The sequence below is a fragment of the Geomonas diazotrophica genome (assembly GCF_019063885.1).
GTDB lineage: Bacteria > Desulfobacterota > Desulfuromonadia > Geobacterales > Geobacteraceae > Geomonas > Geomonas diazotrophica.
The window spans coordinates 1887197-1907925 of record NZ_CP077684.1; the positions used below are offsets into that span (position 1 = coordinate 1887197).

Here is a 20729-nt window from a genome sequence, read left to right on the forward strand (position 1 = left end):
GTAGCACGTAGCACGTAGAACTTAGAACTTGTTTCTAACCCAAACAAAGGAGTGGCAATGAAGATTATCGTAACCGATGAGGTGGCTCACGAAGGACTGGCGATTTTGCAGCGCGACCCGCGCGTGCAGATGGACATCAAGCTGGGACTTAAGAAGGAGGAGCTTTACTCGATCATTGGTGATTACGACGTTATCATCACCAGAAGCGGCACCACCGTGGACAAGCCCCTGCTCGACCATGCGACCAACCTGAAGCTCGTCGCCCGCGCCGGCGTAGGAGTCGACAACGTCGATGTCGACTACGCCTCCGCCAAGGGTGTCATCGTTGTGAACGCACCCTTCGGCAACACCAACAGCGCGGCCGAACACGCCATGGCGCTTTTGCTTTCTTTCTGCCGCAACGTCACCAAGGCCAATGGCTCCCTCAAGGGGGGCGCCTGGAAACGCGCTCCTTTCACCGGCTACGAGCTGAAGGGAAGGACAGCCGGCGTCATCGGCCTGGGCAAGGTCGGCGGCCGCGTCGCCACCCGCCTCAAGGCCTTCGAATGTGAAGTGCTCGCCTGCGACCCGTACATCGCCGAGAAACGCGCTCATGACCTTGGCGTCAAACTGGTCACCCTCGACGAGATCATCAAGAACTGCGACATCATCACCGTCCACACCCCGCTCACCAGCGAGACCCACAACATGATCGGCAAGAAGGAACTGGCCGCCATGAAGGACGGGGTCATCATCATCAACGCAGCGCGCGGCGGCATCATCAACGAAGAGGCGATGCTGGAAGCCCTCGACTCCGGTCGCGTCGCCGGCGCCGCCTTCGACGTCTGGAGCCAGGAGCCGCCCGACTCCGAGACCTTGAAGAAACTGATCGGCCACGAGAAGATGGTGGTCACCCCGCACCTGGGTGCCAACACCTTCGAGGCGCAGGTAAACGTCGCCGTCGACGTGGCCAAGGAAATCCTGCGCTACATGGACGAGCAGCCCATCGAGAACGCCATCAACATCCCCAAGTTCGACGCCTCCCTCATGGGGCAGATGCGTCCCTACCTGAACCTGGTGAACGTGCTGGCGGACTTCATCATCCAGCTGGTCGACACCAACCTGAACAAAATCACCTTCACCTACACCGGCGGCCTGGCGCAGTACGACTGCACCCCGATCACCGTCTGCGGCCTCGCTTCCCTGTTGAACCGCAGGGTGGAGCAGGAAGTGAACATGGTGAACGCGCAGCTCGTGGCCGACAGCATGGGCACCGTGGTCGAAGAGGTGAAGACCAAGAACTCCGAGGACTTCTCCAACCTGATCACGATAACCATCGAGGGGCCGGGCGAGAAGCGCCTGATCTCCGGCACCGTGTTCGAGGGGGTTCCCCGCATCGTCAAGCTGCGCGACTACCAGATGGACTTCCGTCCGGAGGAGCACATGCTGCTCATGGCGTACGGTGACCGTCCGGGCATCATCGGCAAGATCGGCACCATTCTCGGCAAGCACGAGATCAACATCGCCGCCATGAACCTGGGGCGTCGTGAGAAGAAGGGGGAGGCGATGGTCATCCTGTCGCTCGACTCCGCCGTCCCCGCGGACGTCGTGGAAGAGGTAAGGAAAGCCACCGAGGCGACCTTCGTGAAGCCGCTCTACCTGATCACCGCGAAGTAAGGCAGGATAGAAGAGCAGGAAAAGAAAAGGCCCTCGGCGCAAGCTCGGGGGCCTTTTTCATTGTTTGATACCGCAAATTCTGTAGGGGCGAGTAATCGTTCGCCCCGTATTCGTGCCACCACGGCAGTTGATAGCTGGGAAGGCATCCTGGGGGCACCGGTGCCGGGCGAATAATTATTCGCCCCTACAGGTGTCGTTACCTCGGTGTCCTCCGTGTTCCGGTTAAGCGAGCTTCCTCCCGCCGCAGGCCTTCAGCCTCCGGTGCGCTTCGCGCAGCGCCTTTTCCGTGGTCTCCCAACTGATGCAGCTGTCGGTGATGGAGACGCCGTAGGTGAGCTCGGCGAGGTTCTTCGGCATCGGCTGGTTCCCCTCCTTCAGGTAGCTCTCGATCATGACGCCGGAGATGGAGCGGTTGCCGGCCACGATCTGGTCGACGACGCTATTCAGCACCTCGGGCTGGCGCTCGTATTTCTTCTCCGAGTTGCCGTGGCTGCAATCAACCATCAGGGTCGGGTTCAGCCCGGCCTTGGCGAGCATCTCCTCGGACTTGGCGATGTCCTCCGGCGAGTAGTTCGGCTTTTTGTTGCCGCCACGCAGCACCATGTGCACGTCCGGGTTGCCGGTGGTCTGGATGATGGAGGTGAGGCCGTCACGGTTGATGCCCAGGAAGCTGTGCGAATGCAGCGCGGCCTTCATGGCGTCGATGGCGATCTGCAGGTTGCCGTCGGTGCCGTTTTTGAACCCGATGGGGAAGGAGAGGCCGCTGGCCATCTCGCGGTGGGTCTGGGACTCCGTGGTCCTCGCGCCGATGGCACCCCAGGAGAGGAGATCGGCCAGGTATTCGGGGGTGATGGGATCGAGCATCTCGGTCGCGACGGGGAGCCCCATCTCGGTCACCTTGCACAAAAGTCCGCGGGCAATGCCGAGCCCCTTGGAGATGAGGTGGGTCCCGTCCATGCCGGGGTCGTTGATGAGCCCCTTCCAGCCGACGGTGGTGCGCGGTTTCTCGAAATAGACGCGCATGATCAAGAGGAGTTCCTCGGAAACTTCCTTGGAGAGGGCGGCCAGCTTCTCGGCATACTCCAGGGCGCCCTTGGGGTCGTGGATGGAGCAGGGGCCGACCACCACCATGAGCCGCTTGTCCGCGCCCCTCAGTATATTGGAGATCGCCGCGCGGCTTTCGCTCACGCAGGCACTGGACTGCTCCGAGATCGGAAAGACCTGCCTCAGATCGGTCGGTGCAATTATCGGGGTGATGCTTTTTACCTTGAGATTGTTGGTCTTAATCATCGTAGGCTCCGCGCTAGCAGTTTTTAATGTGCCGTAATCTAGCGCGTTTCCAACCCGCTGTCAAAAAAAAATGCCCCCTCGTTATGGAATTTTGCCGGGAGCATATTTTTGTATGGCGCAGGTATAAAAAGGTAGGGCGAAATGCCTGTTCAGTCGGTTCTGGCAGGGGGGCGGGAGGCGACTTTTGCCTGCAGGTCGCCGCGGACCGACGCGAAGGTGGCCTGCTCGGCTCCCGCTCCCCACATCTCTTGCAGCGCGCGCTCCGAATCCCCGGGCTCCACCTCGACCCCGCGTATGGCGTCAGTAAGCACCGTCACCGCGAAACCCTCCTTGAGCGCCTCCAGTACGGACTCCTTCACGCAGTAATCGGTAGCCAGCCCCCCGACGTAGAGCCGGTCCATTTCCATGCGCCGCAGCAGCATCGCGAACGGGGTCCCGTTTTCGGTGACCCCCTGGAGCGCGGAATAGCCGTTGTCCCAGCTGGACATCCCCTTGGAGATGACGATGGTCCCCTCCGGGAGCAGCAACCCGGGATGGAACTCCGCGCCGGCCGACCCCTGGACGCAGTGGGGCGGCCAGATCCCCCCCTGTTCCTTGAAGTGCTTGCTCTGCGCCGGGTGCCAGTCCCGGGAAGCGAAGACCGGCGCGCTACTCTGTTTGAAGAGTTCGAGATAACGGTTGAGCGGCGGCACCACCTGGTCCCCCTCCGGGACCGCGAGTGCGCCCCCAGGGCAGAAGTCGAGCTGTACATCAACCACGAGAAGGGCGCCTCTGCGTAGCATCGCGAGCCTCCTTTGCCGGTGACGGGCCGCTCTCGTGCCCCCCCGGCGTTAGCTGCGGTATTTGTTCTGGATCCGGTTCATCAGCTTCAGACGCAGCGTGTTGACGCCGGAACTGATGGAAACCTTGTAGGTGTGCGGGTTGACCAGGCGGAGGCTACCTTCGGGCAGCAGTTTCAGCTGTTCCGCGGCCAGGTCGGCGCAGCTCTCGAGGTCCGGCGTCGGGACGCACCTTTTGCCCTTTTCCATCACCTTGCGCCGCAGGTCGACCAGGCGCGCTTTTTCCGGAATCCGGACGTGCTGCACCGGATTGGCCGGGTCGAAGACCACTGTTCCAGGGAGGATCTCCTCGTCCTGCAGCGCGATCAGGTCCAGGATGAAGGAACCGTCCGGTGCCACCGCGCGCAGCACCTTCTTGCGGCCGGGCAGCGTCGCCTTGGCCAGGTCGCTGGTCAGTTTGAGCTTCGGTTCCCCGTCCATGAGCACCAGCTTGTAGACCCCCCCCAGGGCGCCTCCTCCCTCGCCGGCGCAGGTGGCCAGGCGGGTGCCGACTCCGTAGATGTCGATCCTGCTCCCCTCCCGGCGCATCGAGTCGATCACGTTTTCGTCCAGCTCGTTTGATGCGACGATTTTCACCTTGGTGAAGCCGGCCTCGTCGAAGGCTGCGCGCACCTGGCGGGAGAGGTAGGCGAGATCGCCCGAGTCGATGCGCACGCCGACCAGGTCGTGGCCCTGCTCCTTCAGTTCGCGGGCCACGATGAGCGCGTTGGGGAGTCCGCATTTCAAGGTGTCGTAGGTGTCGATCAGGAGGATGCAGCTGTCCGGGAATTCCTTGGCGTAGCAGCGGAACGCGCTGAGCTCGTCCGGGAATGCCATGATCCAGCTGTGGGCATGGGTGCCGCGCACGGGGATGCCGTAGCGCATGCCGGCAAGCACGTTGCTGGTGGAGCGCACCCCGCCGATGTAGGCGGCCCTGGCACCGGACAGCCCGCCGTCCGGCCCCTGGGCCCGACGCAGCCCGAATTCGAGCACGGTGGCGTCGCCGGCGGCGAGCTTGATGCGGGCCGCCTTGGTGGCGGCCAGGGTCTGGAAGTTGATGATGTTCAAAAGTGCCGTCTCAACGAACTGCGCCTCGGCGAGCCCTCCCTCGACGGTGAGGAGCGGCTCCCTTCCGAAGACCACCGTTCCCTCGGGGGGCGCCGTGATGCTTCCCCTGAAGCTGAAATTCGAGAGATAGGAGAGAAAGGCGGGTTTGAAGATATTGAGACTCTCCAGGTAGCCGAGCTCTTCGTCATTGAACGAGAGTTCTTCGAGGTAGGACAAGGCGGTGTCGAGCCCGGCGAACACCGCGTAACCGCCATGGAACGGGTTGTGGCGAAAGAAGAGGTCGAAGGCGGCGGGACGCTCGTGCATGCCCTGGTCCAGGTATCCCGCCAGCATGGTGAGTTCGTAGAGATCGGTAAGCAAAGGCGAATAACGCATGGTGCCCTCCCTCAATTGCCGGCACCCTGAATTATCGCATGACGCAGTTTTTCTGCCAGTTCCGGGTCCACTATTTTCAAAGAAAGGTAGTCTCCCTGTGCCTTCTCCGTTTCGTCGAGCAGCAGATGTGACAGTCCGAGCTTGTACAGTGCATTGGCATTGCCCGGCCACAGCTTCAGTAAGATGGTATAGGCTTCGACGGCTTCATCGTATCGGTCCGCCCTGAAACAGACCTCGCCGAGGTTGGAATAGGCAAGAGCCAATGAAGGATCCAGCTGTACCGATTTCTTGAGGGAGTCGATACCGCGGGTGTAGTCGCCGCTCAAGGCCTGGGTCGTTCCAAGGTTGAGCCAGGCCAGAGCGTTGCTCGGGGCGAGGGCGACGCTCCTGCTGAAGGCCTCGGTTGCCTCGCGGTAGTTCCCCTCGCTGTTCAGCTCGACGCCGGCCTGGAACCAGTCGTCAGCTTCCAAGTACTCCTCCTGTTCTATCTGGATCGTCGGCGGCGTGGGCATCAGCGCCCCGGTGGCCAGTCCGGTGAACAGCAGCAGTGCTATGCAGGTGACCGCGCGGTATTTCATGCCGTTTCTCCGAGAAAGCAAAACCATAGCATATTAAAACATATTTACAAAACGGTAGCCGGACCGGGCAGGGGGGCGGGTTTTTTGCTGACACCGCGGCGGGGTTTCTGGTAGAAAGGGAGGGCTGCAGCGGCTGCTGCAGGAGAATCACGTGCCAAAGGGGGCTCTACATGGAACCATTACTGATCGTAGGCTGCGGTGCCGTCGGCCGTCGGGTGGCCGCACTGGCACTCGCGCGGGGGATGGACGTCTGCACCTTCAACAGGGGTGAAGCCCCGCTGTCCGGGGTACGGCACCAAACGGGAAACCTGGACGAGCCTGATACCTTGCGCGGTCTTCCCACCCGTGGCGCGGGTGTGATCTACCTCGCACCGCCGCCGGGAGGCGGCATAGAAGACACCAGGATGCACAACTTCCTGTCCGGCATCGCCGCGGGGGACGAGCCCGCCAAGGTGGTCTACATCAGCACCAGCGGCGTCTACGGCGGGGGGAGCGAGGTGGTGACCGAGGAGACCGAGCCGGTTCCCCAGACCGCACGCGGCAAAAGGCGCCTGCACGCCGAGCGTCTTCTGCAGGCCTGGGGGCGCGAGCGCGGAGTTGCCGTGGTCGTACTCAGGGTGACCGCCATCTACGCGGCCGACCGCCTGCCGGTCACCCAACTCACCACCGGGCAGCCGGTGCTCCGGGAACAGGAGGCGCTCCCCAGCAACAGGATCCACGCCGACGACCTATCCCGCATCTGCCTGGCTGCGCTCGAGCGGGGTAAGGACGGGGCGGTCTTCAACGTGAGCGACGGGGCTCCGAGCACCATGACGGCGTACTTCAACGCCGCAGCCGACAGGCTGGGGCTCCCCAGGCCCAGGCAGGTTACCTTGGCCGAGGCGCGGCAGGTAATGACCCCGCTCATGATCTCATACTTCTCAGAGGGACGCATCGTCGACAGCAGCAAGATGCTGAAAGAACTCGGGGTCACGCTGCTCTACCCCAACCTGGAGGCCGGACTGAAGGGGTAGCTGCTCTTCTTTGACAAAGGACCTGCCGTCTGCCGGTGCCGACCATCACCGTCACCGCCAGGGCGAGCTTCAAGGACGGCATCCTGGAGGTGCGGGCGCTGAAAAAACCGAGGCGACCTCGGACCGGATCAAGAAACTGAACGTGGAATGATCCCCTGGTGGCTCCGCCCCCCACCCCCGCCCCTCTCCCGGAGGACGAGGGGAGCTTGAGCCTGGTCGGGATGCAAGGCGGGTAAGGGCGTGGCGTTGGCCGCGCCCTTTTTGCTGCGCTTAAATCCGCTGCTTAAAAAGTAGGCAAAACGCTATCATTAGCGATCGTCACGTCGATTTTTTCCGCTCCACCCCACGTTACCCACAGAGTTTTCCACAGCAATTGTGGAAGATGTGTGACATTTTTTATCCCAACAATATAGCTACTTAGATGAAAGCCCATCCGTTCTCGAACCCCATGCCCGTTCTACGGGGCGTGTATCCCCTGGACAAGGGGGCTGGCACTAAAAAAGGCCCATGTTTGACCATGGGCCTTTTCCCTGCATTGGCGTTGCATCGGGGCACTTTCTACCAATCCGTCGGTAAAGCTTCACGGCCGGTGCTGCGTGGTCGGTGCCTCCCCGCAGCGCGTACCGGTCGGCTTCCCTTTTTCAAGCGCAGCCGCCTGGCGGATGAGATAAGTCGCTTTCAGCGTTGTCCCGAGTAACGCCAATTTTTTAATTCGCTCCGGAATACCGCTACGGGGGGCATGGATTACTGACCAGTGTCGCAACATACCCCGGTGAGACGCTTCAGGCTTCCCTCTGCCTTGTTGAGGGCTTGCTCACCACGACTGAAACCAGGGACATCTTGATAATAAAGGTAGTCAGGGACCCAAACGGATGCGCAACGAGTATTCCAGAGCCGCTCGCATTCACATGCGTAAGCTTGTCCCAAGTTTAGCGATCCCTTTATGACTGTCAAGACTGACATGAGATTAATTTCATCTGATCTAAGATGCTGATAAATAGCACTTTTTGTCGGTTTTGCTAACGGGTAAAGCGGCTGTCATTTCGCCGGGTTTGCCTCTTTGAGTGAGATTCGACCAATGCCTGTCTGACCACTTTCACCGGTTGTTGGTATGACAGTTGCCCTTGATTTTTATGGGAGTGCAAGGCGCAAGTAGCAACGAACGTTGCAGCAGTGAGGTGCACGATGAATGTCAGGTCCTGTGGCGTAGCACCCACGTGGGATGCTGCTAGAGTGACAGCACGTGAACGGAGCAGGAGATGCAGGGATCGTAGCAGCGGATGAGCCGCTCCAGCGCCGTTGTCATACGGTTGGTCTCTTCCCCTTCCATGCCGCGGGCCAAAGCCAGCAGGTCGCGGGCCAGGGCCCCCTGGTTCAGGGCGGTGGGGGTGATGACGTCGGCCATGGTGCAGATCCCTTGCGAGTCGAACGAGTAGCTGTGGATCAGGACCCCGCGGGGAGCCTCGCAGGCAGCGCAACCCGTCGCTGCGCGGGGTGAAGGCGCGGCCGTTTCCTCCTGCCGCGGTCCCAGTTCGATGAGGCGGTCGATCAGGCGCAGCGCCCGCTCGGTGGCGTGGTACATTTCGATGGCTTGGGCCAGGTTGTTGCCCCGCATGTCCTTCCCCACCAGTTCCTGCTTGTGGGATTTGAACAACGCGCCGGCGCCCCCTTCCAGGTCGGGGTGGAGGTTGAGCCGGGCCAGGGCGCCCACGGTGGCCTCCTTGCCGTGCACCCTGGAGAGCTTGGCGTTGGAGTAGTCAAGGACCGTTTCCTCTATGTGCTGCCGGTAATCCCGCAGCGGGAACGATGCGCGGCCGACCATGCTGCAAGCCTGCGCCCCCAGCGGGTGTTCAGCCGGCTGCAGGGCGAGGAAGTCCGGTGTGGGAAGCTCGGGGAAAGGGAAGGGGGTGTTGAAGAGCCGATGCGCCTCCTGCGCCGCCGGCAGCACCTTTTGCAGCTCGTCCCTAAGCCTCGCCAGTTCGTTCCGGGTCAGACTGCGCCCTAGCCCCCCGAGCCGGATGTTGACCGGATGGATGAGCCGTCCTCCCGCCGTTTCCGTAATCTGGTTGCCAACCTTCTTGATCGCCAGCCCTGTTTTCAAAAGGTCCGGAGCCACCCGGGCCAGTTCGGCCACGCCACGCACCCCCAAAAGGTCGGGCAGCACCAGGCAGTACAGGTGCAGGGCGTGGTCCTGGATCATCCCTGCCTGCAGCATGAGCTCCCGCGTGAGGGCGGTCACCTCGGAGACCTCGACCCCGAAGGCGTCCTCCACCGCGAGGAGCGCGGTCACCTTGTGCACCGTGGAACAGAGCGCGCAGATGCGGCAGATGATTTCCGGCACCTCGGCAAAGCTCTTCCCCAAAAGAAGCGCCTCGAAGAGGCGAGGCGAATCGATGAACTGCAGCTCGACCCGCTCCACCCGGCGTCCCTCCCGGTACACCCGGACGCTGCCGTGACCTTCCAGCCTGGTCAGAGGCGCTATCTCAACTACGCTTCCCATAGTCCCACTCCGGTTTGAAACGGCTCATCCTGCGTTCGATCTCGTCCCTGCCGAACCCTCGCTCCAGGAGGAGTTCCAGCTCCTGGGCAACGTTGGCCTCGCGCACCGGTCCGCGGCACCCCTCGCAGACGATGCCGGTGGCCGGGCAGCGAGCGTTGCAGCCACCCTGCACCACGGGACCAAGGCAGAGTTCCCTTTTTTCCAGCAGCAGGCAGAGGTTTTCGTGGCTGCGGCACTCGGTACAGACCGGGTAGGACCGTGCAGGGGGGAGGGTTCCCGCCGCCAGGGCGACCACAAGCTCCATGATCTCCTGCTTCTCCGGCGGGCAGCCGGTGACGGTCGCGTCCACGCTGACGAAGTTGGCCAGTGGAGCGGGCGGGAAGCTCTCCGGCAGTTTCTCCCCGGCGCCGAATACGGACCGCAGCAGCTCCCGTCTCGTGCTGACCCTGTTGTTCATGGCGGCGACGCCGCCAAAGAGCGCGCAGGTGCCGTAGGCGACCAGGTGGGTGCTGGCGTTTCTGAGCTTGAACAGAAGCTCCAGATCCTTGGGGGTGGAGACGGCCCCCTCCACGATGGCGGCGTCAAACTGCACATCGAGCACGTTGCCGCTTTCCGCGAGGGGGAAGTAGACGAGTTCGCAGTGCCCCAGCAGTTCGGGGAGCTCATCCTCGCAGTTCAACAGGGTGAGCTGGCACCCCGAGCAAGCCGTGAGCCCGGTTATGGCGAGTTTCATTCGTCTCACAACGCCTCCGGTATCCCTTTGAGTTCGCTGGCCCGGAACACGGGCCCGTCCACGCAACAAAGTTTCTGCCCCAGGGCGCAGTGGCAGCAGCGTCCAATACCGCAACGCATCCTGCGCTCCAGGCTGAGCAGGATGCGCTCGGCCGCAACGCCCGCGCGCTCGAGGTCGGTGACCAGGCAGCGGTACAGGGGAGGGGGACCGCAGACCGCGGCATAGGTGTTGACGGCATCGAAGCGGAATCCTTTCAGGAGGTCCGGCAGCAGGCCGATCGCGCAGGAGTATTCGCCCTCCGAGGTCTCCGGCGCGAAGTCCACGGTCAGGTAGAGCCGCAGCCCGCCCGTGGCGGCCAGGGCTGTCAACTCCTCCCTGAACAGCATGAGCCGGGGCTGCTTGGCGCCGTACATGAGGGTGACCTCGCCGTAGCTGCTTCTTTGCCGTAAAAGGTGCATGAGGAGCGAACGAAGCGGCGCGATCCCCAGTCCCCCGGCCAGGAGCAGGACCGGCCGGCCGGCCATTTCCCGCAGCGGGAAACCGCTTCCGAAGGGACCGCGGATCCCCAACCTGGCCCCGGTCTGCTGCTTGTGGAGCAGTTCCGTGACGTGCCCTACGCGGCGCACGCACAGTTCCAGGGTGCCGTCAGGCGCGGGGAGGTCCGCCGGCGAGATCGGGATTTCCCCGGCTCCCGGCACCGATAGCTGCACGAACTGCCCGGGAACGAAGGAGGAGAGTTCGGCGAGCGCCCCCTCCTCGGGGGCTATGCGGAACAGGGTGGTATCTTCCGAGAGGTCCCTGCGCTCGAGCAGGCGCGCGGCGAAGGGGATGTGGGGCGTGTGCTGGGCCTTTTTCATCGTTCCTCCCGCTCGGGTGGCGCGGTCAGTTCGCGCAGGTCGATGCCCACCGGGCAGACCTCCTTGCAGCGCCCGCAGCCGACGCAGGAGGTGACCCCCTGCAGCGGGGTGAAGCCGCAGTACTTGTGCAGGAAGCGGTAGCGCAGCCGGTCCAGACGGTCCGGGCGGAAGTTGGCACCCGCGACCTCGCCGTGGCTGGCGAACAGGCAGTTGTCCCACTCCCTGATCCGCGTGCCGCCTCCGGAAAGGGAAGGATACTCGCGCACGTCGAAGCAGTAGCAGGTGGGACAGCAGACCGAGCAGGCCCCGCAGGAGACACAGGTGGAGGCGAACTTCCGCCAGAGCGGGTGCTCCGAAAAACGGAGTTGCGGGTCCTGCGGCAGGAGACGGGGCCCCGAAGGGCGTGGAACCGGAGGCGGCCCCTCTTCCAGCAGCTGCTCTGCCGCGGTGAGGAGTGCCGTTCCCCTGGCGCTGTGACTGCTCAGATGGAAACCGTCTGCCACGGCGTCCAGGAAGAGGTCGCAGGAGGATGACTCCATTCCTTCCGTGCAAAAGCAGAAATCGTCGGGTTCGCAGGAGATACCGATCAGGGTCAGGCGGGACCTGCGCGTCGCGTAGCCGGTGTCGACGGGTTCGGCGAGGAAAACGCGGTCCAGGTACGCGATCCCTTCCAGGTCGCAGCTGTGGACGCCGAACAGGACGAGGTCGCCGGCGCCGGCATACCCCTCACTGTAGCTGCCCGAGGCGTAGTGGAGGATCTCCTCCCTGAAGGGAAGCAGGTATTTCTTGGGGGGGATCTGGGTGCGGCGGTAGTCGAGCTGCAGCTCAGCGGGGTCGTGCAGCTGCGAGAAGCGGTGCACTCCGCTTTCGGAGACGGTGGGGCCGTGCAGCTCGCCGAAGAGGCGCAAGGTCTCCAGGAACTGGTTCAGCCGCGACGTTTTCAGGAAGGTCTTCTCCACAGTACCTCCTTGCACAAGTGATAATTCTACCGGGGTCGTTGCTGATGGCAAGGCGAGGGGTAGGGTCAGTGAGCAGCGAAGATGTGTCTGTGAGAGTATTGTAATGTTGCGGGGCTTTGACTTGACGGCACACAGGTGTTACAGAATGTTTCATGAGTTCCGACTTCACCGATTATCACTGCCATCTGCTGCCCGCACTCGATGACGGCGCCGTTGACCTGAGAGAGTCGCTCGATATGGCGCGTACACTCTGCAGCTTCGGCTTTGCTACGGTTCATTGTACGCCGCACCTCATCCGTGGCGGTTATGAGAACGAACCCGCCCGCGTCATTCGCGCCGTACACATCATGCAGCGCCGGCTCGACGAGGAAGGCATCCCCCTACACCTGGTACCCGGCAACGAACACTACCTTGACCAGTACCTTCCGGAAATGCTGCCGGGAGCACTGAGGGCGGGAACCTCGCGGTACCTGCTCGTGGAAGTCCCTTTTCATGCAGGCACCGAGCTGCTGCGCCCCATGGTGCAAACCTTTTCCCGGCACGGCCTTGCCCCGCTGATAGCACACCCGGAGCGCTGCGCCGCCTTTGACCCGGCAACAGCGGGAGGCGGGTTCCGGGTCGCGCTTTCCCTGGTGTTCGGCAAGGAGCCCGAGCACCAGATGGGGGATTCGGAAATCGTGGCGCTCAAGCGGCTCGGCTGCAGGTTCCAGGGGAACCTCGGGAGCTTTGCCGGCTATTATGGCTACGAGGTGCGCGAACGCGCCCTGCTGTTCCTGCGGCACGGCTTGTACTCATGCCTTGGTACCGATGCCCATCGCGGTGAGCATCTTTGGGACATGCTGGTGGCGGGGTACGCCGTGGTCGAGTCGGTGCTGGGCGAACAAGAGAGCCGCGACCTGCTGCGCGGCACCCATCTGGCCAACGGCGCCTGATCTTCCCCGGCCCGCTTCCCCACTCTCCTCCCCAAGCAGTCTCCCCCAATCAGCATCGCCGCGGACGATGCCGCCTGCACCTTCTTAGCGCTAAAGCTGTGTGCAGCGATGCCGATACAGGTAGGGTTACCATTGATTACCCCCTTATTGAGGTGTGCGATGAGGCAATCCTCCATCTCCCGTTTCAGCGTGCTGCAGCAGATCGTTTTCCTCGCCCTTGTCTGCGTCATAGGTCTTGCTTTCGTTTCCGTTACCGCGTACTCCATCATCAACCGGGTGAAGGTGAACGGGCCGATCTACAACGAGCTCGTGCAGGGAAAGGACCTGGTGGCGGATATCCTCCCCCCGCCGGAATACATCATCGAGTCGTACCTGGTGGTGCTCCAGGCAGCGCGGGAGACCGATCAGGGCAGGATCAGGTCGCTGCAGGATTCGTTCAAAAAGCTGAAAGGGGAGTACGACGAGCGCCACGCCTATTGGGGCAAGGAGCTCAAAGACGGGGAGGAAAAACAGCTGATGGTAGGCGCATCCTACCGTCCCGCCGCGCAGTTCTACCAGGTTGCCCAGGCCGAGTTCTTCCCTGCGCTCCTGGCCGCGGATCAGGCCAAGGCCAACCAGTCCTTAACGACCCTCTCGGCACTCTATGAACAGCACCGGGCCAGCATCGACAAGCTCGTCAGCGTAACCAACGCCAACGGGGCCGCGCTGGAAAAGAGCACCGGGGAGGAACTTAGCCGCTCCACCATGCTGCTCGTGGCGCTCTGCCTCGCCGTCATCCTCGGCTGCGTCGTTTTGAGTGCCTTCATCATCAAAAATATCCACAACACCTTCGTCGCCTGTACTTCCGTAATGGACCGCATCGCGACGGGGGACCTGTCGGTCGAGGTCTCGGTCCAGGGGGGCGGCAGTGTCAGGAGCATGATGATCAGCCTCAAGACCATGGTGGAAAGGTTCAGCGAGGTTATGCGGCAGCTCCACGCCACTTCAGCAACCCTGGTTGGCGCGGCGGACCAGCTTTCGGTTGCATCGGAGCAGATCGCAAGTAACGCCGGGCATGCCGCCGGCGAATCGGTCACTATGGCCACCGCGAGCGAAGAGATGGCGGCCACCTCGCACGAGATATCCCGCAACTGCCAGCATGCCGCGGAGAACTCGCGTTGTACCAGCAGCATCGCCGAGACCGGTGTCGCCGTGGTCGCCGGCACGATTACGGTGATGGAGCAGATTGCGGAGCGGGTCAAGGGGCTTTCGGGGACCGTGGAGCAGTTGGGGCAGCGCAGTGACCAGATAGGCCAGATCATCGGTACCATTGAGGATATCGCTGACCAGACTAACCTCCTGGCGCTGAATGCAGCCATCGAGGCGGCCCGCGCCGGCGAACAGGGGCGCGGCTTTGCTGTTGTAGCCGACGAGGTGCGGGCGCTCGCCGAGCGGACCACCAAGGCGACCCGCGAGATCGGCGACATGATCAAGACCATCCAGCAGGAAACCAGAGGGGTCGTGGTCGCCATGGAGGAGGGGGTGCACGAGGTGGAAGCCGGCACCAGCGAGGCGACCAAGTCGAGCACGGCGCTGCGCGAGATCCTGGACCAAGTGAACGTCGTCGCCGGCGAGATCGTTCAGATCGCACAGGCCGCCGAGGAACAGACCGCCACCACCGGCATGATCAGCGGCAACATCAGGCAGATCACGGACCTTGTGCAAAGCACCGCCGAAGGTTCGCACCACTGCGCCGAGCAGGCTTCACAGCTCACCGTCTGCGTGAAGGACCTGGAGCGGATCATGGATCAGTTCAAGGTGGCCGGCTAGCCTGGACATCTACAGGCAGGAAAAGGGGAGGGCGGCCGTTGCGAGGGCCGCCCTTTTTTATTGCCCTGCCTGCGGCGCGGCCTGTGTGCCCTAAATTTCAGCATTTTCATCCCGCACCTCTGCTGTCTCCGTGCCGCGGCTCAGATCGGAAGCGCCGTGGTTGTGCGACTTGCGGCGTTTACCGTATCTGGAATGGAACCTGCTACGGGAGGGCATCACAGAGAGGTGACCCCATGCCCGCCCTGAGCAGTCCCGATATCGATGCCATAGTCCTCTCCATCAAGGTCGCGTTCGCCGCAACGCTGGTCAGCCTCCCCTTCGGCTTTCTCTACGCCTACCTGATGACCTTTTTCAAGTTCAGGGCCAAGGTGCTCCTCGAGGTCATGGTCAACCTCCCGCTCACCTTGCCCCCCGTGGTCATGGGGTACCTGCTCCTGGTCGCCCTTGGGAAAAACGGTTGGCTCGCTCCCCTCTTGGAGCCGCTGGGGATGCGCCTGATTTTCACCTGGAAGGCGGCCGTGCTCGCTTCCGCCTTGGTCGGTTTTCCCCTGCTGGTGCGCTCCATCCGCCTTGCCATGGAGTCCATCGACGGTCGCCTGATCCAGGCCTCGCGCACGCTCGGGGCCGGATCCCTGGACTCGCTGGTGACCGTGATCCTTCCGCTGTCCCGCACCGGCATCGTTGCCGGCTCGTCGCTGATGTTCGCACGCAGCATGGGCGAGTTCGGGGCGACCATCATCGTCGCCGGGAACATCCCCGGCGTCACCCGGACCATCCCTCTGGCCATCTACGATTATGCGGGGTCGCCGGGTGGCGAGGAGGCCGCGCTGGTCCTTTGCGGCGTCGCCATCTCCATTTCGGTACTGGTGCTCCTGGTTCACGAGAGCCTCACCAGGAAACTGGCCAGGAGGCAATGATGGAACTGCGCGTGGAGGTTTCCAAGAGTTTCGCCGGTGCCTTCGATCTGAAGACCGACTTTACCGTGGCCGGGGAGCAGGTTGGCGTGTTCGGCGTCTCGGGAAGCGGCAAGTCGACCCTGGTCAGCCTGATCGCAGGACTTATCGAGCCTGACGAGGGTGAGATCGTGCTCGACGGAGAATACCTCTTCAGCAGCGAGCGCGGCATCGACCTCCCTCCGCAGCAGCGCAGGGTGTCCATCGTGTTCCAGGACAGCTGCCTGTTCCCGCATCTCAGCGTGGAGTCGAACCTCCTCTACGGTTACCGGCGCTGCCCGGTCCGGCACCGGCAGATCGACGTGAAGGCGCTTGTTTCGGTCCTCAAGTTGGACGGCCTGCTCGACCGTGGGGTGAACCGGCTTTCGGGAGGGGAGAAGCAGAGGGTCGCGCTGGGGCGGGCCATCCTTGCCAACCCGCGCCTGCTCCTCATGGACGAGTCCTTGTCCGCGCTTGACGACGGTCTCAAGCTGCAGGTCATCCACTACTTGAAACGCGCCAGCGAAAGGTTCCGGATCCCCTATCTTTTCATTTCTCATTCTCTGCTCGAGATTCGGCTTCTCACCGATCAAGTGCTCGCCATGGCTGGGGGGAGGGTGCTCGGACAGACCACGCCCGAACAATTGGCCCGGGACCGGATGGGGCAGAGCCAGGTGGGCTACATCAACCTGTTGCAGGTGGAGAAACTGCGCAAGATGGGTGGGCTGTACGTGTACCGGTGGGGGATGGAGGAACTCTTCGTTTCGGCGGGGGACGACGAGCCGATGGCGGTGTTCGAGCTCTCGTCGAGGGACATCATCCTGTTCACCAGGCATCCGGAGGCGGTCAGTGCCCGCAACCTCCTGAAGTGCACCGTCATGGATACCTTCCCCTCGGGTAACAAGGTGGGTGTGGAATTGCGCTGCGGGCACGAAACGCTGATCGCGGAGGTGGTGGTGCAGGCGGCAGACGATCTGGCCATCCAGGCGCGAAACGAGGTCTACGCCGTGATCAAGGCCTCGTCCTTCCGCCGCTTGGGCTGAGCGGCGGCAACCGCCTAGAGGATCCAGCCCCCTCCGACCACGGAGTCCCCGTCGTAGAGCACCGCTGCCTGTCCCGGCGTGACCCCTCCCTGCGGGGTGTCGAATTCCACCCGCAGCCTGCCGTCCTGGCACAGCTCGGCGCGGCACGGAACCGGTTGCTGGCGGTAACGGATGCTGCAGCTGCCGCGGAAGCTGCCGGTGATGGGCGTGTCGGTCCAGGTAAGCTGGTCAGCGAAAAGGTGGCTCGTTTGCAGCTCTTCTTTCGGGCCGACCACCACCTGCGCGTTTGCGGTGTCGATTCCGGTCACGTAGAGCGGTTTTTTCCAGGCGATGCCCAGGCCGCGTCGTTGTCCCACGGTGAAGCGGTGGATGCCGTCGTGGCGCCCAAGGATGTTGCCGTAACGGTCCACGATCTCTCCGGGGTGCGGGGCGACGCCGCTGTCTTCCAGGAATCGGACGTAGTCGTTGTCGGGGATGAAGCAGATCTCCTGGCTTTCCTGCTTCTGTGCCACCGGCAGGTTGAAGCGCGCGGCGAGCTGCCGCACCTCGGGCTTCTCCAGGTGACCCACCGGGAAGACGGTGCGGGCGAGTTGCCGCTGGTTCATCCCGAACAGGAAATAGGTCTGGTCTTTGCGGGGATCGTGCCCCTTGCGCAACCGGTAGATCCCGGTGGCATCGGCCTCGATGCGGGCGTAGTGACCGGTGGCGAGGAGGTCGGCGTCGAAGGAGGCGGTCATCTCGAGGAGCAGGCCGAACTTGATCCTCTCGTTGCAGCGGGCGCAGGGGTTCGGGGTCCGTCCCGCCTTGTACTCGGAGATGAAATCGTTGATCACCAGCTCCTGGAAGCGCTGGCGCAGGTCAACCACCTGGAAGGGGATCCCCAGGCGCTTGGCGACTCGGGCGGCGTCCATCACGTCGGTGAGAGAGCAGCAGGTCTTTCCGCCGGACGGCGTCTGTTCGGGGCGCTCGTAGAGCTGCAGCGAGACCCCCATGACGTCATATCCCTGTTCCTTGAGAAGAGCGGCGGTCACCGAAGAATCGACGCCGCCGCTCATAGCCACAATTACACGTTTTTTATCAGACATGCTTTTTCCGTTCATTCGGACATCGTTCACTCCCTCTCCCCATGGGAGAGGGGCGGGGTGAGGGTGTCGTTCACTCCCTCTCCCGTTGGGAGAGGGTTGGGGTGAGGGTGTCGTTCACTCCCTCTCCCGTTGGGAGAGGGTTGGGGTGAGGGCGTCGCGGTAGGCGAAGTGACCTATCTCCGTTGCCCAGCCCTCACCCGCCCTTCGGGCACCCTCTCCCGGAGGGCGAGGGGATGAATAGTTAAATCATCCACAGGCGCATCGGCGAAGGTGGAGTTTACTCTCCGCCCTTCTCCAGCGTCAGGACGTAGTAGCCATCCCTTTCCTGGAGGCCGAGCAGCTTGTGCCCTTCGTCCTTCAGGCTCCTGGGCACGTTCTTGACCGGCTCCCCGTCGTCGAGGAAAAACTCGACGGTGGTACCCACCTCGACGTCCTCCAGTTCGAGCTTGGCCATCACGAAGTTGGTAGGGCAGGTAACGCCTCTCAGATCGATGCTTTGCATGTTATCACCTCTTGTTCTGCTTCAAGCCTGTTGGCCGGGAAGGGGCAGCTGGCTTTGGATGACTTGCGGCGCGATGGTTTCCTTCACCACGTACTCAGGGAAGTAGCCGCGCAGCCGCTCCAAAAGAGACTGCCAACCCTCGCGGATGATGACGTCGCCCAGACGCACGCGCCCGGCTCCCTCCGCCTTCTCCTGGTACCAAGCAAGGACCGTGGCGATGAACTCCACCACGCGCTCCTCTGGGACGAATGTCGCGTACAGGGTCCCGACCAGCGGTCTGCGTCCCCACTTGCCGCCGATGCGCACCGTGTATCCCTTCCTCTCGGCGCTCCAGGCGCCGGTAGGGCAGACCTTGATGCAGTCCCCGCAGTAGATGCACCTGGCCGCGTCGAAGACCGGTTTGTTGTCCGCGCCCATGGACAGGGCTCCCTCGGTGCAGGACTTGGCGCACAGGCCGCAGCTGATGCAGCCGTCGGCGTCGATTTTCGGCCAGACCGCGCCCTGGAAACCGACGTCGTTTATGGCCGACTTGGGACAGTCGAAGGGGCAGCCGGCGAAGCAGACCTTGAACTTGTGGTGGCCGGTGGCGGTCCCGAACAGCTTCTGGTCGACCTCCAGCGCGGATTTCTGCGTGTCCACCAGGCCGTTGGGGTTGTACTCGCAGCCGCCGCAGGCAGTAGGAACGCGCACGCGGGCGCCGCAGGAGGCGACCTTCTGCTGTTCCTCGCCCAGTTCGGCGACCACCGCGTCGAAATCGGCGAAGTTTATGTTGATCAGCTCGATGGACTGGCGCACCGACAGGTGCACGTAGCCCTTGCCGTACTTCTGCGCCACCTCTGCGATCTTCGACAGGCGGTCCACCGACATGCGGCCGCCGGGCACCCGCAGGCGTACCGTGAACAGGTCCTTGCCGCGCTCCTTGATGAAGCCGCCGGCCTTCAGGTTCCTCAGATCGATCTTCTGTTCAGCCACATTTCTCTCCTAAGGTAAAAAACAGTACTTATTCACAGGGATGAAAGGATAAAGGGGATAAACCAGCGGAGTATTTAAGGCTTTTGGGGTAACCCAAAGACGTTTTTGCCGTTATCCCCTTTATCCCCTTTATCCCTGTTAAACGGTGTTAATTTCCACCGGCTCGATCACGCCGCCCGCGATCCGGAAGGCCTTTGCCACCGGCTGCTCCCGGTTTTCGAGCGACACGATCAGGTGGAACACGTTGGGTGTCAGGGCGAGGCGGATATCCTCCTGGGAGGGGCGGGCGGGGGACTCCGGGTGGGAGTGGTAGATGACCAGCATCTCCTCTCCGGCGGCGCGCATCGCCTTCACCACGGCAAACTGCTCCTTCGGGTCCATCATGAAGTGCTCGTTGCTCGCGTCGGTGTTGGTCATGGGGTAGCGGCTCGCCACGCGGTTCGCCGTCCCCCCCAGGATGCCGCACACCTCCAGCGGGAACCCTACCTGCGCCTGCGCGATCACCGCGTCCAGTATCTCCCGTGGGATCTCCAGCATCTCAGTGTCCCAGGTCGCAGACGGTCAGCGCGTCCAGCTCGTCCTTCAGTTCGGTGATGGTCGGGTTGTCGCCGCAGATCGGGCATTTCGGGCTCTTCCTGATGGGTACCTCCCGAAACCGCATGCGCAGGGCGTTGTAGGTGAGCAGCCGCCCGTGCAGCAGGTCGCCGGTGCCCAGCAGAAACTTGATCGCCTCGGTGGCCTGCAGGGTGCCGATGATGCCCGGAAGCACGCCGATCACGCCGGCCCTGGAACAGGTCGGGATCACGTCTTTGGGAGGGGGCTCCGGGAAGATGCAGCGGTAGCAGGGGGACTCGCCCGGGGATACGGTGAAGGTCTGGCCGTCGAACTGCAGGATGCCTCCGTGGGAGTAGGGCTTGCGCCCCAGGACGCAGGCGTCGTTGATCAGGAACTTGGCCGCGAAGTTGTCGGTGCCGTCGATCACGAAGTCGTAGTCGGCGATCATCGATTGGATGTTTTCGGCGCACACCCAGGTCTCGTAGGTCACCACGTTCAGCTCGGGGTTGATGGCGAGCATCTTCTCCTTCGCCGAGAGGACCTTGGCCTTGCCGACATCGGGGGTGCTGTGGATGATCTGGCGCTGCAGGTTTGAAAGGTCGACCCGGTCGGCGTCGGCGATGCCGATGGTGCCGATCCCTGCGGCTGCAAGGTACAAAGCGATGGGGGACCCGAGCCCGCCCGCCCCGATCACAAGCACCCGGCCGTTTATCAGCTTCAGCTGCCCCTTGCCCCCGACCTCCTTGAGAAGGATGTGCCGCGAGTAGCGGTTAATCTGCTCTTCGGTGAGCTTCACTATCTACCTCCGCCCATGAAATAGAGAAATTCGACGCTGTCGCCGTCCTTGACCGTGGCCGTCTCGAAGTCGCCGCGATCCATGATGTCGCCGTTTAACTCCACGGTGACGTACTCGCGCTGCTCGACCTGAAGGGCCTCGAGCAGGTGGGTGATGGAAACCGCTGTTTCCTCGCCGATGGTGGCAGGCTTGCCGTTCACAGTCAAATTCATTAGATGCGCTCCTCGTTTAGTAGCATAGATGATCGGTAAAAAAC

General features: G+C 62.8%; 20 protein-coding genes and 1 other RNA gene. 6 read left to right on the forward strand and 15 right to left on the reverse strand.

Annotation, left to right across the window (positions count from 1 at the left end; translation table 11 throughout):
- The first annotated feature begins 57 nt into the window (after window positions 1-57).
- The gene (gene serA / locus KP003_RS08235; protein WP_216497948.1) at window positions 58-1656 is read left to right on the forward strand and encodes a phosphoglycerate dehydrogenase; all 1599 of its coding nucleotides are present in this window, start codon (window positions 58-60) and stop codon (window positions 1654-1656) included.
- A gap of 222 nt (window positions 1657-1878) precedes the next feature.
- On the opposite strand, the gene KP003_RS08240 is transcribed toward serA, so the two are convergent.
- The 4 genes from KP003_RS08240 to KP003_RS08255 all read right to left on the reverse strand — a co-directional run bounded on the left by KP003_RS08240 (window position 1879) and on the right by KP003_RS08255 (window position 5785).
- Window positions 1879-2946, reverse strand: coding sequence for a 3-deoxy-7-phosphoheptulonate synthase (locus KP003_RS08240; RefSeq protein ID WP_216791503.1), 1068 nt, complete (start codon window positions 2944-2946; stop codon window positions 1879-1881).
- Window positions 2947-3095: 149 nt separating this feature from the next.
- Window positions 3096-3728: a nicotinamidase gene (locus KP003_RS08245; RefSeq protein ID WP_216791505.1), complete on the reverse strand. Its 633-nt coding sequence runs from the start codon at window positions 3726-3728 to the stop codon at window positions 3096-3098.
- Between the two features lie 48 nt (window positions 3729-3776).
- On the reverse strand, window positions 3777-5207 hold the full coding sequence (locus KP003_RS08250; RefSeq protein WP_216497945.1) for a nicotinate phosphoribosyltransferase: 1431 nt from the start codon (window positions 5205-5207) through the stop codon (window positions 3777-3779).
- 11 nt (window positions 5208-5218) lie between these two features.
- Window positions 5219-5785, reverse strand: a complete 567-nt coding sequence (locus tag KP003_RS08255; protein WP_216497944.1) for a tetratricopeptide repeat protein — start codon at window positions 5783-5785, stop codon at window positions 5219-5221.
- Between the two features lie 170 nt (window positions 5786-5955).
- On the opposite strand from KP003_RS08255, the gene KP003_RS08260 reads away from it, so the two are divergent.
- Window positions 5956-6798, forward strand: coding sequence for an NAD-dependent epimerase/dehydratase family protein (locus KP003_RS08260; protein ID WP_216791509.1), 843 nt, complete (start codon window positions 5956-5958; stop codon window positions 6796-6798).
- A gap of 710 nt (window positions 6799-7508) precedes the next feature.
- On the opposite strand, the gene ssrS is transcribed toward KP003_RS08260, so the two are convergent.
- The 5 genes from ssrS to KP003_RS08280 all read right to left on the reverse strand — a co-directional run bounded on the left by ssrS (window position 7509) and on the right by KP003_RS08280 (window position 11847).
- Window positions 7509-7696, reverse strand: a non-coding RNA gene (gene ssrS / locus KP003_RS21685) — 6S RNA.
- Between the two features lie 330 nt (window positions 7697-8026).
- Window positions 8027-9298, reverse strand: a complete 1272-nt coding sequence (locus tag KP003_RS08265) for a Ni/Fe hydrogenase subunit alpha (RefSeq protein WP_216791511.1) — start codon at window positions 9296-9298, stop codon at window positions 8027-8029.
- Window positions 9282-10031, reverse strand: coding sequence for an NADH-quinone oxidoreductase subunit B family protein (locus tag KP003_RS08270; RefSeq protein ID WP_239027662.1), 750 nt, complete (start codon window positions 10029-10031; stop codon window positions 9282-9284). Before KP003_RS08270 ends, KP003_RS08265 begins: the two co-directional genes overlap by 17 nt.
- Before the next feature lie 5 nt (window positions 10032-10036).
- Window positions 10037-10888, reverse strand: coding sequence for an FAD/NAD(P)-binding protein (locus KP003_RS08275; RefSeq protein WP_216497940.1), 852 nt, complete (start codon window positions 10886-10888; stop codon window positions 10037-10039).
- Entirely contained in the window at window positions 10885-11847 is a 963-nt protein-coding gene (locus KP003_RS08280) for a 4Fe-4S dicluster domain-containing protein (RefSeq protein WP_217300587.1), read from the reverse strand. The genes KP003_RS08275 and KP003_RS08280 overlap by 4 nt, the downstream gene beginning before the upstream one ends.
- Window positions 11848-11999: 152 nt before the next feature.
- Between KP003_RS08280 and KP003_RS08285 the strand changes: the two genes are divergently transcribed.
- The 4 genes from KP003_RS08285 (at window position 12000) to modC (ending at window position 16563) form a co-directional block, all read left to right on the forward strand.
- A complete protein-coding gene (locus KP003_RS08285) occupies window positions 12000-12779 on the forward strand; it encodes a tyrosine-protein phosphatase (protein ID WP_216791515.1) in 780 nt (259 codons plus the stop codon).
- Between the two features lie 159 nt (window positions 12780-12938).
- Window positions 12939-14588: a methyl-accepting chemotaxis protein gene (locus tag KP003_RS08290; protein WP_236026780.1), complete on the forward strand. Its 1650-nt coding sequence runs from the start codon at window positions 12939-12941 to the stop codon at window positions 14586-14588.
- Between the two features lie 233 nt (window positions 14589-14821).
- Window positions 14822-15505, forward strand: coding sequence for a molybdate ABC transporter permease subunit (modB, locus tag KP003_RS08295; RefSeq protein ID WP_216791517.1), 684 nt, complete (start codon window positions 14822-14824; stop codon window positions 15503-15505).
- Window positions 15505-16563: a molybdenum ABC transporter ATP-binding protein gene (gene modC / locus KP003_RS08300; RefSeq protein ID WP_216791519.1), complete on the forward strand. Its 1059-nt coding sequence runs from the start codon at window positions 15505-15507 to the stop codon at window positions 16561-16563. Before modB ends, modC begins: the two co-directional genes overlap by 1 nt.
- A gap of 14 nt (window positions 16564-16577) precedes the next feature.
- Here modC and mnmA read toward each other — a convergent pair whose 3' ends face one another.
- The 6 genes from mnmA to thiS form a co-directional block, all read right to left on the reverse strand.
- Window positions 16578-17648: a tRNA 2-thiouridine(34) synthase MnmA gene (gene mnmA / locus KP003_RS08305; protein WP_216791521.1), complete on the reverse strand. Its 1071-nt coding sequence runs from the start codon at window positions 17646-17648 to the stop codon at window positions 16578-16580.
- 277 nt (window positions 17649-17925) lie between these two features.
- A complete protein-coding gene (locus KP003_RS08310) occupies window positions 17926-18150 on the reverse strand; it encodes a sulfurtransferase TusA family protein (protein WP_216791523.1) in 225 nt (74 codons plus the stop codon).
- A gap of 21 nt (window positions 18151-18171) precedes the next feature.
- Window positions 18172-19122, reverse strand: a complete 951-nt coding sequence (locus tag KP003_RS08315; RefSeq protein ID WP_216791525.1) for a ferredoxin-like domain-containing protein — start codon at window positions 19120-19122, stop codon at window positions 18172-18174.
- Window positions 19123-19260: 138 nt separating this feature from the next.
- Window positions 19261-19659, reverse strand: a complete 399-nt coding sequence (locus KP003_RS08320; protein ID WP_216791527.1) for a M67 family metallopeptidase — start codon at window positions 19657-19659, stop codon at window positions 19261-19263.
- 1 nt (window position 19660) lies between these two features.
- A complete protein-coding gene (locus KP003_RS08325; RefSeq protein WP_216500708.1) occupies window positions 19661-20473 on the reverse strand; it encodes a HesA/MoeB/ThiF family protein in 813 nt (270 codons plus the stop codon).
- Entirely contained in the window at window positions 20473-20685 is a 213-nt protein-coding gene (gene thiS / locus KP003_RS08330; RefSeq protein WP_216791529.1) for a sulfur carrier protein ThiS, read from the reverse strand. Before thiS ends, KP003_RS08325 begins: the two co-directional genes overlap by 1 nt.
- Window positions 20686-20729 lie beyond the last annotated feature (44 nt).